This window comes from Dysgonomonas sp. 216, assembly GCF_010501065.1.
Taxonomy (GTDB): Bacteria; Bacteroidota; Bacteroidia; order Bacteroidales; family Dysgonomonadaceae; genus QVMM01.
In genome coordinates, this window is record NZ_QVMM01000016.1 from 65,407 (window position 1) to 78,949 (window position 13,543).

12 protein-coding genes and 1 tRNA gene are annotated in these 13,543 nt (G+C 38.1%); 8 read left to right on the forward strand and 5 right to left on the reverse strand.

Annotated features, from left to right (window positions below; genetic code table 11):
- Window positions 1-116: 116 nt before the first annotated feature.
- Window positions 117-2,240, reverse strand: coding sequence for a Tex family protein (locus tag D0T53_RS10085; protein WP_163267493.1), 2,124 nt, complete (start codon window positions 2,238-2,240; stop codon window positions 117-119).
- A gap of 512 nt (window positions 2,241-2,752) precedes the next feature.
- Between D0T53_RS10085 and ligA the strand changes: the two genes are divergently transcribed.
- The 3 genes from ligA to tdh all read left to right on the forward strand — a co-directional run bounded on the left by ligA (window position 2,753) and on the right by tdh (window position 6,504).
- Window positions 2,753-4,750, forward strand: a complete 1,998-nt coding sequence (gene ligA, locus D0T53_RS10090; protein ID WP_163267495.1) for an NAD-dependent DNA ligase LigA — start codon at window positions 2,753-2,755, stop codon at window positions 4,748-4,750.
- A 12-nt stretch (window positions 4,751-4,762) separates the two neighbouring features.
- Window positions 4,763-5,278, forward strand: coding sequence for a hypothetical protein (locus D0T53_RS10095; RefSeq protein ID WP_163267497.1), 516 nt, complete (start codon window positions 4,763-4,765; stop codon window positions 5,276-5,278).
- Window positions 5,279-5,478: 200 nt separating this feature from the next.
- Window positions 5,479-6,504 carry an L-threonine 3-dehydrogenase gene (gene tdh, locus D0T53_RS10100; RefSeq protein ID WP_163267499.1) on the forward strand — a complete coding sequence of 342 codons (1,026 nt, stop codon included), beginning with the start codon at window positions 5,479-5,481 and terminating at the stop codon, window positions 6,502-6,504.
- Window positions 6,505-6,580: 76 nt separating this feature from the next.
- Here the strand turns inward: tdh and D0T53_RS10105 are convergent, their stop codons facing one another.
- Window positions 6,581-7,108, reverse strand: coding sequence for a DJ-1/PfpI family protein (locus D0T53_RS10105; protein ID WP_163267501.1), 528 nt, complete (start codon window positions 7,106-7,108; stop codon window positions 6,581-6,583).
- A gap of 187 nt (window positions 7,109-7,295) precedes the next feature.
- On the opposite strand from D0T53_RS10105, the gene D0T53_RS10110 reads away from it, so the two are divergent.
- The 3 genes from D0T53_RS10110 (at window position 7,296) to pyrF (ending at window position 9,642) form a co-directional block, all read left to right on the forward strand.
- On the forward strand, window positions 7,296-7,643 hold the full coding sequence (locus tag D0T53_RS10110; RefSeq protein WP_163267517.1) for a helix-turn-helix domain-containing protein: 348 nt from the start codon (window positions 7,296-7,298) through the stop codon (window positions 7,641-7,643).
- 73 nt (window positions 7,644-7,716) lie between these two features.
- Window positions 7,717-8,802 carry a peptide chain release factor 1 gene (gene prfA / locus D0T53_RS10115; protein ID WP_163267503.1) on the forward strand — a complete coding sequence of 362 codons (1,086 nt, stop codon included), beginning with the start codon at window positions 7,717-7,719 and terminating at the stop codon, window positions 8,800-8,802.
- A gap of 15 nt (window positions 8,803-8,817) precedes the next feature.
- Window positions 8,818-9,642: an orotidine-5'-phosphate decarboxylase gene (pyrF, locus tag D0T53_RS10120; RefSeq protein WP_163267505.1), complete on the forward strand. Its 825-nt coding sequence runs from the start codon at window positions 8,818-8,820 to the stop codon at window positions 9,640-9,642.
- A 73-nt stretch (window positions 9,643-9,715) separates the two neighbouring features.
- On the opposite strand, the gene D0T53_RS10125 is transcribed toward pyrF, so the two are convergent.
- Both D0T53_RS10125 and D0T53_RS13450 read right to left on the reverse strand, forming a co-directional pair.
- Window positions 9,716-9,799: transfer RNA gene (locus D0T53_RS10125), tRNA-Leu, on the reverse strand.
- Between the two features lie 64 nt (window positions 9,800-9,863).
- Window positions 9,864-10,028: a hypothetical protein gene (locus tag D0T53_RS13450; RefSeq protein WP_185152991.1), complete on the reverse strand. Its 165-nt coding sequence runs from the start codon at window positions 10,026-10,028 to the stop codon at window positions 9,864-9,866.
- 309 nt (window positions 10,029-10,337) lie between these two features.
- Between D0T53_RS13450 and pgeF the strand changes: the two genes are divergently transcribed.
- The gene (pgeF, locus tag D0T53_RS10130; protein WP_163267507.1) at window positions 10,338-11,153 is read left to right on the forward strand and encodes a peptidoglycan editing factor PgeF; all 816 of its coding nucleotides are present in this window, start codon (window positions 10,338-10,340) and stop codon (window positions 11,151-11,153) included.
- Between the two features lie 10 nt (window positions 11,154-11,163).
- Here pgeF and D0T53_RS10135 read toward each other — a convergent pair whose 3' ends face one another.
- Entirely contained in the window at window positions 11,164-11,631 is a 468-nt protein-coding gene (locus tag D0T53_RS10135) for a TspO/MBR family protein (RefSeq protein ID WP_163267509.1), read from the reverse strand.
- 129 nt (window positions 11,632-11,760) lie between these two features.
- Here D0T53_RS10135 and D0T53_RS10140 point away from each other — a divergent pair, with 129 nt between their 5' ends.
- Window positions 11,761-13,407: a fumarate hydratase gene (locus D0T53_RS10140; RefSeq protein WP_163267511.1), complete on the forward strand. Its 1,647-nt coding sequence runs from the start codon at window positions 11,761-11,763 to the stop codon at window positions 13,405-13,407.
- Window positions 13,408-13,543: the final 136 nt, after the last annotated feature.

Sequence of the window (13,543 nt, forward strand, 5' to 3'; positions counted from 1 at the left end):
TTATTGCTCTTTGAGCACAGAGAATGTTTGTTTTTTTATTAATTTGTAATATAAAATAAAGTATTGGTTACAAAAATAATACTATTTCGGTAAATTGCATCTATTATTGTAAGCTATTAACTCAAACCTTTCATCGAAAGAGCAACACGTTTTCGTTCGGTATCAACACTTAGTACCTTAACCTGTACATGTTGATGAAGCGAAACCACCTCGGTAGGGTCTGAAATAAAACGGTCGGCAAGTTCTGATACGTGTACCAGTCCGTTTTCTTTGATTCCTACGTCTACAAAACAGCCGAAGTTCGTAATATTGGTTACTATGCCCGGAAGCACCATTCCTTCACGCAGATCGGCAATAGTCCGGATATTGGGATCGAATTCGAACATTTTTATGGCTTTTCTTGGGTCACGTCCCGGTTTGTCTAACTCGTCCATAATGTCGTTTAGGGTGGGCATACCAACAGTCGGCGATATATATGTTTGCAGATTGAGCGACTTTTTCAACTCTTTGTTTTCGATTAAGTCCTTAACCGAGCATTTTAAATCTTTAGCCATTGTTTCAACAATGTGGTAACTTTCGGGGTGTACAGCCGAATTATCGAGCGGGTTTTCAGCATCGGCTATCCGTAAAAAGCCTGCACATTGTTCAAAAGCTTTTTCGCCCATTCGTGGAACTTTAAGCAGTTGTTTTCGTGTTTTAAATGCTCCGTTTTTTGCTCTGTAGTCAACAATGTTTTGGGCTAAAGTAGGTCCAAGCCCCGATATATAGGTAAGCAAGTGTTTACTTGCTGTATTCACGTTTACACCTACAAGGTTTACACAACTTTCGACAGTTAAGTCGAGCGACTTTTTCAATTTAGTCTGATCTACATCGTGTTGATATTGCCCTACGCCTATTGATTTAGGGTCTATTTTTACCAGTTCGGCAAGTGGATCCATTAAGCGTCGACCAATTGATACAGCACCTCTTACAGTTACATCGTATTCAGGAAATTCTTCACGCGCAACTTTTGATGCAGAATAGATAGATGCACCGTTTTCGCTTACAACAAACACCTGTACTTCTTTTTCGTAACGGATGTTTGTTATAAAGTGTTCTGTTTCGCGGCTGGCAGTTCCATTACCGATGGCAATTGCATCTATATTGTATGTAGTAACAAGCTTCGAAACTTTGCTTGCAGCTTTTGTATATTCGTTTTGTGGAGGATGGGGATAAATGGTTTCGTTATGTAGTAAGTTTCCTTGTGCATCAAGACAAACAACTTTGCAGCCTGTGCGGTATCCGGGGTCTATGCCCAATACCCTTTTTTGTCCGAGTGGCGCAGCTAATAGTAGCTGGCGTAGGTTTTCCACAAAAACACGAATAGCTTCTTCGTCTGCTTTTTCTTTCGAAAGAGATGCGAATTCTGTTTCGATAGACGGTTTTAGCAAACGTTTGTAAGAATCCTTAACGGCATCGGCTACATATTCCGAAGCTTCGTTGTTACCTTTTACGAAACGTTTATCTAATCGCTCCAAAGCGTCTTCATCATCAGGCGATATGCTTATTTTCAGAAAGCCTTCCGATTCGCCTCTTCGTATTGCCAGTATTCGGTGCGAACTGCATCGGCTCAATTTTTCCGAGAAGTCGAAATAATCCCTGAATTTATCGCCCTCGGTTTCTTTACCTTTTACAACTTTCGATGTTATAATTGCTTCGCGCTGGAAAAGGTTACGCATCGAGTTTCGGGCATATTCATCTTCACTTACCCATTCGGCAATAATATCGCATGCTCCCGATATAGCTTCTTTTGTATCTTCTACCTCGCCTTTAACAAAGTTGTGTGCTTTTTCTTCTACATCAATGTTTTGTTGTGCCATAATAAGCTTTGCCAAGCCTTCCAGACCTTTTTTACGGGCTATTTCGGCACGGGTTTGGCGTTTGGGCTTATATGGAAGGTATATATCTTCCAGCTCGGTCGAGTTCCAACAATCTTCTATTCTGTCCCTAAGTTCGGGTGTCAGCTTTTCTTGTTCGTCAATCGATTTGAGTATTGTTTCCTTTCGCTTTTGCAGTTCGGTAATTTTGTCGTGCTGTTCTTTTATTGCAGCTATCTGAACTTCATCGAGCCCGCCGGTCACTTCTTTACGATATCGGCTTATGAAAGGTATAGTTGCCCCGTCGGTTAATAATGCAACGGTTTTCTCTATTTGATGCTCTTTTATGCCAAGTGCATCCGATATTAATTTATTAATTATCATACATTGTTTTATTTGCATCAAAGATATACAAAAGCTGATAATTAACAATCGGGAAAGTATGGCTTGTTGACCTTAGTTTTGAGATAAAAAGAATATAATGGCTCCTGAATTTAAAAGACTATGATTATGAGAGTTCGTATAATGTTTAACTATAATTTGAAAATGGAGCCATTATATCTCTGTTGTATATATTGAATTGTGTTATGTGTTGAGATATAGGTGTTTATATCTCTCCTTATACAAAGGTAATATATGGGTATTGGTATTGCAAATCGTATAACATTATTTAGACTGAGACGAAAATAAACGAGTTCAACTTAACCCTAAATGATGAAAATATTATAATTTAAGCATAATAAATATGTATTGTTCGGTTTATCTCTTTATATTCACAGGCAATAGCTATTCCGTTTAAATTTATACTTTTTTTACATGAATTGCCTGTATCAAGCAATGTAACGCTAATTCTTTTCTTAAATTTGCATACAAGTCAAGCTAAAACTGCAAAGTAGATGGATTCTGTAGAGAATAAAATAGAACAATTAAGGGACGAACTAAATAGGCATAACTATAATTATTATGTTTTGTCGAACCCTACTATTTCGGATTTCGAATTCGATAAGAAATTAAAAGAATTGGCCGAATTGGAAGCCCTTCATCCTGATTTGGCTGATCCTAACTCTCCAACTCAAAGGGTAGGGAGCGATATAAATAAAAGTTTCAATCAGGTTGCGCACAAATATCCTATGCTGTCGTTGGCAAATACATATACCGAAGGAGAGATACAGGATTTTTACAACAGGGTAAAAAAAGACCTGAACGAAGATTTCGAGATTGTATGCGAACTTAAATATGATGGAACTTCAATATCCCTTACCTACATAGACGGAAAACTTGTTCAGGCTGTAACTAGGGGAGATGGGGTAAGAGGCGATGATATAACAGATAACGTACGGACAATACGCAGTATTCCTCTTATGTTGCAGGGAAACGATTATCCTCACGAATTTGAAATAAGAGGGGAAATTGTTATGCCTTGGAAGGTGTTTGACGAACTAAACAAAGAACGTGCCGATCAGGAAGAACAACTGTTTGCAAACCCTCGTAATGCTACATCGGGAACAATAAAGCAACAAGACCCGAAGATTGTAGCTTCGCGTAAGCTCGATTCGTATTTGTATTATATGTTAGGTGATAATTTACCTGCCGGAGGACATTACGAAAACCTGATGAAGGCTAAGGAATGGGGTTTTAAAATATCGGATGCTACACAAAAGTGCAGAACAATTGACGAGGTTTCGGCGTTTATAAAATATTGGGATACCGAACGTAAGAATTTGCCCGTTGCAACAGATGGTATTGTTCTGAAAGTTAATTCCTTGTCTCAACAGCGTAATTTGGGGTATACGTCAAAATTTCCGCGTTGGGCAATTGCTTTTAAATTTCAGGCAGAAAGAGAAATCACACAGTTGTTGTCGGTGTCGTATCAGGTAGGGCGCACAGGGGCTATAACTCCTGTTGCAAATCTGAAACCTGTGAAGCTATCGGGTACAACAGTAAAGCGTGCGTCGTTATATAATTCGGATGCAATTGAGGCTTTGGATTTGCATATTGGCGATACGGTTTATGTTGAAAAGGGAGGAGAGATTATCCCTAAAATAACCGAGGTAGATGCATCGTCGCGCGATATGTTTAGCGAAAAAGTTGTATTTATCAAAAATTGTCCTCAATGTGGAACACTTTTGGTAAGAGACGAGGGGGAGGCTGTTTATTATTGCCCCAATGAGCAAAACTGTCCTCCACAAATAAAAGGGCGCATCGAACATTTTATAACCCGTAAAGCGATGAATATATCGGGTGGTTCGGAAACGGTAGAGCATTTGTATAATGCAAATCTTGTTCGTAATGTAGGCGATCTTTACACATTGAAATGGCAGGATGTTTCGCGTATAGAACGTTGGGCCGAAAAAAGTGCGAAGAATTTGACGGATAGTATAGCTAAATCCGTAGAAGTTCCTTACGACAGGGTGTTGTTTGCGTTGGGGATAAGATATGTAGGAGAAACTGTTGCCAAAAAACTTGCAGCATCATTTCCCAATATCGATTTGTTGATGTCAGCCAATTTAGAGCAATTGACGGCTGTTGACGAAATAGGAGAACGTATAGCTTTAAGCGTTATAAAATATTTTGAGAACGAAGAAAACCGAAATCTTGTTGAGCATTTGCGTCAATTTGGGTTACAGTTTGAGTTAAGTTCAGAAGTGTTGTCGCAACGAACAGATAAACTTGAAGGTAAGGTATTTGTTATAAGCGGGACGTTCGATAAATATTCCCGCGACGAATATAAGGCTATGATTGAAGCGAATGGTGGTAAAAACAGCGGGTCTATTTCGGGTAAAACAGACTATGTGCTTGCAGGTCATAATATGGGGCCGGCTAAACTCGAAAAAGCTACGAAGATTGGAATTACCATATTGAAAGAAGAAGATTTCTTAAAAATGTTGGAATAAAAAGATAATGATATGTTCAATTTTTTACAGAAAAAAAAGATAGGAGCAATATCTCAGAGAAATACAAGAGAGAAAGCTTTTTTAAATTACGATTCGATAAAACAAGTTTTGCTTTTGTTCAATATCGATGAGTGGAACGAAGTAGCTCCTGTTGTAAAAAGACTGTTGCAGCAAAAGAAGAAAGTTATCGTTTGGACTGTCCGGCCTAAAAGAAACCATGCAGTTTTGTCATCCGAAAATATAAGGGTGATAGATGCAGCAAAGGAATTGACTTGGACACATGCATTGAGAGATGAAGTTGAAAAAGAGTTCAGGGGTTTGCATTACGATACGCTGATTGATCTGACAACGTTGGAAGACAATACATTGAATTATCTGTTGGCGGCTAATAGTAGTAGATTCTGCATTGGTATACGCGAAAGCAAAATGAAATTGTACGATTTTATTATGTTGAAAAAAGAAGATAGCAGTATTATCGATACATTTGAACAAATGCAACATTATCTTTCTTCTAATATGATTAAGTAAGCTTCTTTTCTTATTAAGCTTTACATATAAATACAACTAAAGCCTGAAAAATACTTCTTTCTTATTTCGGTTTGGACTGCAATAAACGTTTGGGCCTTTTTTTGTGGTGTGACAAATAGTAATGAGTTTGTGTGTTAAACGAATTAATTTCTAACTTTGTTATACAATAAAATCAAATAAACTAATGTATGGGCAATAAAATGAAAGCTATACTAAAACTTCATCCTGAAAAAGGGCTTTGGATGGAGGAGGTTCCCGTTCCCGAAATAGGAATTAATGATGTATTGATAAAAATAAAAAAAACTGCTATTTGTGGAACAGACCTTCATATATATAAATGGGACGAGTGGTCTCAGCGCACAATAAAAACACCAATGATAATCGGTCACGAATATGTTGGCGAGGTTGTTGATATGGGCGAGGGTGTGAAAAACATAAAGATTGGCGACAGGGTTACTGGCGAAGGGCATATTGCTTGTGGGCATTGTCGTAATTGTAGGCGGGGGAAAGAACATGTTTGCGAAAATTCGATAGGGGTAGGGGTAAACCGTGACGGAGCTTTTGCCGAATATCTTTCGCTTCCGGCCGAAAATGTAGTGCATCTTGACAACCGTATTCCCGATGATATGGCTACAATAATGGACCCCTTCGGAAATGCGACCCATACAGCCTTGTCGTTTCCGGTAATAGGCGAAGATGTTCTTATAACCGGGGCGGGTTTAATTGGGTCGATGGCGACAGCCATCTGCCGATTTGCAGGAGCACGGTATATTGTAGTCAGCGATTTGAGCGATTATCGTTTGAGTATAGCCAAACAAATGGGTGCAACGCTCACAGTTAATCCGTCGAAAGGAGAAACTGTTAGACAGGCAATCGAAAAATTACATATGCGGGGTTTCGATGTAGGGCTCGAAATGTCGGGGTCGCCAAAAGCTTTTGACGAAATGTTAGATTGTATGTATAACGGTTCGAAAATATCGTTGCTTGGTATTTTACCGAAAGGAACAGCTATTGATTGGGACAAGATTATATTTAAAGCCTTAACATTAAAGGGCATCTACGGACGTGAGATGTGGGAAACCTGGTATCAGATGGAGCAAATGCTTATTTCGGGTATAAACCTATCGCCTATAATAACACATCGGTTTTCGGTTGATGATTTTCAGAAAGGTTTTGATGTAATGGAAGGAGGAGAAAGTGGTAAGGTTATTCTGGATTGGGAATAGCCATTAGATAAACAATATTATAAAAGGCAGAATTCTTATTTATTAGAAATTCTGCCTTTATTCTTTCATATTTCTTTTATTTCAAAGCTTTTATAACTTCGTCCATCATAGTCCAAATGGTGTTTTCGGTTTGGGCTGTATAAAAGTTTCCGTCGATCTCCGATTTTTCGTCGGTAGCTTTACCCTTTTGTATAGCCGCTTTTGCCAATGGGTGTACGGCGATTTTTTTGCCTTCGGTTATACCGGCAAACTCAAAAATCATTCCGGCGGCACAATGGCCGATCATTAATTTACCTTTATCTCCGAATGTTTTAATCACGGCCATCATATCCTTATTGTAAGGAGCTTCGGCGTTTTCTCCAAATTTGGGTATTGCATCGCCACATCCGAATACCAAGGCATCGAAATCATCTTCGTGTCCTTTTAGGTTTGCTATAACATCGTCGGCAAGCATTGTTATGCCTGAATTAGTTTTGATTTCTTTGTCGGAGGCTACGGCAAAAACCTTGTAAGATATGCCGTTTTCGAAAAATGCTTCGAGGTATTGAAATAATCCGAATCCATTAACCGGATTTACTGCTAATACTGCTACTTTTTTTGCCATAATTGAAATTTTTAAAGGGTTTAAATTATATCTTTAATAAAAACAATACTTACTTTTGGTAAGTTTGTTACATTTGTAGCGTAAAAATAGTGCGAAGTTTTAGAATAAACAATAACGTGTCTCATAATAAGATACTTACCAAAAAGTAACAATTGTTGATATACAGTATAATATGAATGTAGAAAATATAAAAGATTTTCATCCGAATGGAAATTGTCCGATAAGAGATGTAATCAGTAGGCTGGGGGATAAGTGGTCTATATTGGTGTTGATAACCTTAAATGCTAACGGAATGATGCGTTTTAGCGATATACACCGTTCTATTGCAGATGTGTCGCAACGTATGCTTACGGTAACGCTACGTTCGCTTGAATCGGATGGTTTGGTTGCACGCAAAGTTTATGCAGAAGTTCCTCCCCGTGTCGAATATCAATTAACGGAGGTTGGCTACAGCCTTATACCATGTATTCAAAATCTTGTAGATTGGGCTATGCAAAATATGCCGGCGATTTTGGACAACAGAAAGGCAGAGTGAAATGACTTAAGCTTTTTTTCTTATCTTTGCGACTGATTAAAAAAAGACCTAAACAGTAGAAATAGCATTACAAATGTCTCAAATGTCCCTTCTGGAAAAGCTTAATGCTTTAGTTGTCCGATTCGAAGAAATAAGTACTCTAATAACCGATCCGTCTGTAATTTCGGATATGAAACGCTTTGTTAAGTTAAACAAGGAATATCGCGATTTGGAGAAAATAGTTGAGGCCCGTAACGAATACGAACAGGTGTTGACCAGTATAAAAGAAGCTAAAAATATATTGGAGAATGAGTCGGACGAAGAATTGAGAGAGATAGCCAAAGAAGAACTTGAATCGGCTACCGAAAGACTACCTAATCTTGAAGAAGAAATAAAGATACTGTTGGTACCTTCCGATCCTCAGGATGGTAAAAATGCGATTGTTGAAATACGTGGAGGAACTGGCGGAGACGAAGCCGCTATTTTTGCCGGCGACCTTTATCGTATGTATACTAAATATTGCGAGACAAAAGGCTGGAAAACCGAGTTAACCAGTTGTACCGAAGGTACATCGGGCGGATATAAAGAAATCATCTTTACGGTTACGGGCGAAGGTGTTTACGGAATAATGAAGTACGAATCGGGCGTTCATCGTGTTCAGCGTGTGCCTGCAACCGAAACTCAAGGACGTGTGCATACTTCGGCGGCTACAGTAGCTGTTTTACCCGAGGCAGAGGAGGTTGATGTGGAAATAAATCCTGCTGATTTAGAATGGCAAACTGCACGGTCGAGTGGGGCAGGAGGGCAGAATGTAAATAAGGTTGAAACTAAAGTACAGTTAACCCATAAGCCCAGCGGAATAATGATTCAGTGTCAGGAGGCACGTTCGCAATTGGCGAACAGGGAAAAAGCATTGTTAATGCTTCGTACAAAATTGTACGATATAGAACTAAACAAGTATCAGAGCGAAATAGCATCGAAACGTAAGACAATGGTTTCGACAGGCGACCGCTCGGCTAAAATACGTACATATAACTATCCGCAGGGACGTGTAACCGATCATCGTATCAATCTTACATTGTACAACCTGCCCGCCATAATGGATGGAGATATTCAACCCGTTATCGACCAGCTTATTATTGCCGAAAATGCCGAAAGATTAAAAGAAAGCGAATTGTAATAAAGATATAATGTTATGACAAAGCAAGAATTATTTGAAAATATAAAGGCAAAGAAATCGTTTCTTTGTGTAGGACTCGATACAGATATTAACAAGATTCCATCTCATTTATTAAATGAAGAAGATCCTATCTATGCTTTTAATAAAGCCATAGTTGATGCTACTGCTAAGTATTGCGTGGCATATAAACCTAATATGGCATTTTACGAGAGTATAGGAGTTAAGGGAATATGGGCTCTGGAGAAGACAATAGAATATATACGCACTAAGTACCCCGATCAGTTTATTATACTCGATGCAAAACGTGGCGATATTGGTAATACTTCGGATATGTATGCCGTATCGGCATTCAAGCATTTGAAAGCTACAGCTGTAACAGTTGCTCCTTACATGGGTGAAGATAGCGTGAAACCGTTTCTTGCATACGAGGGCAAATGGGTTATACTGCTGGCGCTGACTTCGAATAAAGGATCGCACGATTTTCAGTTTACAACAGATGCGAATGGCGAAAGATTGTTCGAAAAGGTTTTAAACAAGTCGCAGGAATGGGGCACCGACGAGCAACTGATGTATGTTGTTGGTGCAACTCAGGGAGAACTTTTTGCAGAGGTTCGTAAACATGCGCCTAATCATTTTCTGTTGGTTCCGGGAGTTGGGGCTCAAGGCGGAAGCTTGGAAGAGGTTGTGAAATACGGAATGAATAGCCAATGCGGATTATTGGTCAATTCGTCAAGGGCGATCATATACGCCGATAAGACCGAAGATTTTGCAATCAAGGCTCAACAAGAAGCTAAAAAGCTACAAGAAGAAATGGCAACTTACATTGAGAAATTGATGTAAAAGATTTGACTTGATTTTACACAAAATATCGATAGTAAAGTATAAAGGGTTTCAATTTTTTGAAACCCTTTTGTACACATGATAAGACTCGAACTTACACGGGCTTACGCCCACTACACCCTGAATGTAGCGTGTCTACCAATTCCACCACATGTGCGTAATTTGTATGAAACAAAATTAGATACTTTTGCTTGAAAATGAGACAAAAAAAGCAATAAATTTTATTCGTTTTCGTCGTCATCATAGAGATTGTTAAGCTCAAAAGCTATACTATCGAGCTCTTTTCTCCATGCCTCTAATAAACTTACAGGAGTATCTTTTGGTGCTTCCTGAATTCTTTTATCGACAATGTCGTATTCTTTTTCTAATTCTAAACGCCTGCCCATATTATTTAAGTTTAAAAGTTTATATAATAACGATGCAAACGTGTTTTATGTTCATTGTTTTTCCGATAAATGGCTTTTAGGTTTTCTACTTATGTAGAATTGTAACCTGTTCATAACGTATTGTAGAGTATGTGAATTTTAAAACCTGACAAACCTGACAGATTTTTCTGTTTTGCAGCAACAGTACCCTAAAGATTATTATTCTACCTAATATTAGTCTAATGTATAGATAAAATTAAGAGTCTATTCTTTTGTGTTTTTCATGTAGGAAAAGTTTTAGATACAGCTATTATTTCTTTCTTTTGTGCTATGATACAATCCGACTTTAACAAGGGAATTATACATTTCGAAAATTTGCAAACATATTCCTCTCTTATTCATTTATCGACGACTATAAAAGGAGGAGTAAGTTCCGGCAATTATTCTTCTTTTAATTTAGGAGAATATTCCGGCGATAGTTTATCTAACGTTGTTCGGAACCGAAAACATCTGGCTTCGATGTTAAATATTGAAGCCGATAATCTTATTTTACCTTATCAAACTCATGAAGATACCGTGCTTGTAATAGACGATGTTTTTTTGCAACATCGCGTAGAGCAACAAAAGCATATTTTGCATGGTGTAGATGCTCTTATTACTAATAATAAAGGTGTATTTATAGGTGTAACTACAGCCGATTGTGTTCCGTTAATTATATACGACCCTAAACAGGATGTGCTTGGAGTTGCTCATGCCGGATGGCGTGGAACTGTTGCCCGTATTGCTTCTAAAACTGTGAGAGTTATGATCGACAGATATTCGTCAAATCCAAGTGACCTAATAGTTGGTATCGCACCGTCTATATCTCAAGAGTTTTTTGAAGTAGGAGAGGAGGTTGCCATTAAGTTTGAAGAATCGGGATTTGACATGGTCGAGATATCACGATTGAATAAAGCTACAGCTAAAATGCACATTAATTTGCAGCAAGCTAATGCTTCCGATTTAATCAGAGTAGGTGTATTGCCCGACAATATCGAAATATCAGGATTATGTACATATTCTAATCCCGATATGTTTTTTTCGGCTCGACGTCAAACAATTAAATCAGGACGAATGGTTACCGGCGGATTATTAAAAAATGAATAGTTTACCTATTTTAATTGTATAGAACAATATAAAGATTAAGGTATCCGGCGAAAAGAACCCATAAAAAATAAGGAATAAACATTGCAAAACTAAATCTATTTGCCCATTTAAAGCTTGCTATTAAGTATGCTCCGATAACGACGAGTAAAAGTGTTATATTTATTAGTCCAAACAATGGGTTTTGCATATAAAAGAAAGTTATGCTCCACAAAAAGTTTAAGGCTAGCTGTAATGAAAATAAACCGAACAAAATCATTTCCTTAGGGTTTCTCCGAGTCAGAATATATCCGATTGATAGCCCCATACATAAATACAAGATGTTCCAAACAATAGGAAAAATATAATTGGGAGGGGTTAACGACGATTTGTTTAGTAAAGGATACCAATTGGCTAGCGATTCGGCTTGAACCTTGCTTGCAAGAAAACCTACAAAAAAACAAAAACAGATGATAAGTATAAGAACTAATATTCGTCTCATTAATTTTATAATTTAGAAAGACAGTCTATTTATTACAATGCAACTTCAAAATTAGAAAGATTTTTGGTAATGCTTACCTGTTTTTCATTAATTTTGTGTATCTGAAAATAACAACTAAAAAAAATATTTATGGCAACACCTCCATTCAAGTATCAGGAGACATTTCCGTTAGGAAAAGATACTACCGAGTATTATTTATTATCGAAAGATTATGTTTCGACAACAACATTCGAAGGTCAGGAAGTTCTGAAAATAGAACCCGAAGCCTTAACTCTTTTGGCTCAGCAAGCTTTTCACGATGTAGAGTTTTATCTTCGTCCAGAGCATCAGGCACAAGTTGCAAAAATACTTTCAGACCCTGAAGCCAGCGAAAACGACAAATTTGTAGCTCTTACATTTTTACGTAATGCCGAAATATCGGCAAAAGGAATTCTTCCTTTTTGTCAGGATACGGGAACGGCTATCATAATGGGTAAAAAAGGACAGAATGTTTGGACAGGTGCAAATGACGAAGAGTACTTGTCGCAGGGGGTATACAATACTTTCACACAGGATAATTTGCGCTATTCGCAAAATGCGCCTCTCGATATGTATAAGGAGATAAATACAGGAACAAATCTTCCGGCTCAAATCGATCTGTATGCTATTCAAGGTAACGAATATAAATTTCTTTTTGTAGCAAAAGGTGGTGGTTCAGCTAATAAAACTTACCTTTATCAGGAAACAAAAGCACTGTTAACTCCCGAGAAGTTAGAACCTTTCCTTATCGAGAAAATGAAATCGTTAGGTACAGCTGCTTGTCCTCCATATCATATTGCGTTTGTAATTGGGGGAACGTCAGCCGAGACTAATCTGAAAACAGTGAAATTAGCTTCTACTAAATATTACGACAATTTGCCAACATCGGGCAACGAAGGGGGTAGAGCTTTTCGTGATATAGAAATGGAAGCGAAATTGTTGAAGGCAGCACAAGAGCTAGGGCTTGGAGCTCAATTTGGTGGTAAATATTTTGCTCACGATATTCGTGTTGTACGTTTACCTCGTCATGGCGCTTCGTGTCCTGTCGGAATGGGCGTGTCGTGTTCGGCCGACCGTAATATAAAAGGAAAAATCAATAAAGATGGCGTATGGTTGGAAAAAATGGAAGATAATCCGGCTAGCTTGATTCCTGCCGAGTATCAAAAAGCAGGAGAGTCGGGAGGTGTAAAAATAAACCTGAATCGTCCAATGAAAGAGGTTTTGGCTGAACTGACAAAATATCCGGTATCTACCCGTTTGTCTCTATCCGGAACTATAATTGTAGGTCGTGATATTGCTCACGCTAAATTAAAAGAAAAAATAGATAGTGGAGAAGGCTTGCCTCAATACATAAAAGATCATCCTATTTATTATGCAGGACCTGCAAAAACACCCACCGGATATGCATCAGGATCGATGGGGCCAACAACTGCAGGACGTATGGACTCGTATGTTGATCTGTTTCAAGAAAACGGAGGAAGCCTGATAATGATTGCGAAAGGAAACCGTAGCCAACAGGTAACCGATGCATGTAAAAAGCATGGAGGTTTCTACTTGGGAAGTATTGGCGGACCGGCTGCAATATTGGCTCAGGAGAATATTAAAAGCCTTGAAGTTGTGGAGTACCCCGAATTGGGAATGGAAGCTATTTGGAAAATTGAAGTTGAAGATTTTCCTGCGTTTATATTAGTAGACGACAAAGGAAACGATTTCTTCCAACAGATTAAACCAATGAATTGTCCGTTTGATAATAAATAAAATATTCAGATCAAACCAATACAAAAAAGAGCCGCTTTTCAGTGGCTCTCTTTTATTTTAAAGTATGTCCCGTCCTAATATAGGTTGACACAAAAAAAGTCACCTTATGAAAGATTTACAACCAACATCATTAAAA

Excerpts from the sequence above, each read along its gene's own strand:
- D0T53_RS10085 (WP_163267493.1), bottom strand. The coding sequence starts at position 2,240 with ATGATAATTAATAAATTAATATCGGATGCACTTGGCATAAAAGAGCAT.
- ligA (WP_163267495.1), top strand. The coding sequence starts at position 2,753 with ATGGATTCTGTAGAGAATAAAATAGAACAATTAAGGGACGAACTAAAT.
- D0T53_RS10095 (WP_163267497.1), top strand. The coding sequence starts at position 4,763 with ATGTTCAATTTTTTACAGAAAAAAAAGATAGGAGCAATATCTCAGAGA.
- tdh (WP_163267499.1), top strand. The coding sequence starts at position 5,479 with ATGAAAGCTATACTAAAACTTCATCCTGAAAAAGGGCTTTGGATGGAG.
- D0T53_RS10105 (WP_163267501.1), bottom strand. The coding sequence starts at position 7,108 with ATGGCAAAAAAAGTAGCAGTATTAGCAGTAAATCCGGTTAATGGATTC.
- prfA (WP_163267503.1), top strand. The coding sequence starts at position 7,717 with ATGTCTCAAATGTCCCTTCTGGAAAAGCTTAATGCTTTAGTTGTCCGA.
- pyrF (WP_163267505.1), top strand. The coding sequence starts at position 8,818 with ATGACAAAGCAAGAATTATTTGAAAATATAAAGGCAAAGAAATCGTTT.
- D0T53_RS13450 (WP_185152991.1), bottom strand. The coding sequence starts at position 10,028 with ATGGGCAGGCGTTTAGAATTAGAAAAAGAATACGACATTGTCGATAAA.
- pgeF (WP_163267507.1), top strand. The coding sequence starts at position 10,338 with ATGATACAATCCGACTTTAACAAGGGAATTATACATTTCGAAAATTTG.
- D0T53_RS10135 (WP_163267509.1), bottom strand. The coding sequence starts at position 11,631 with ATGAGACGAATATTAGTTCTTATACTTATCATCTGTTTTTGTTTTTTT.
- D0T53_RS10140 (WP_163267511.1), top strand. The coding sequence starts at position 11,761 with ATGGCAACACCTCCATTCAAGTATCAGGAGACATTTCCGTTAGGAAAA.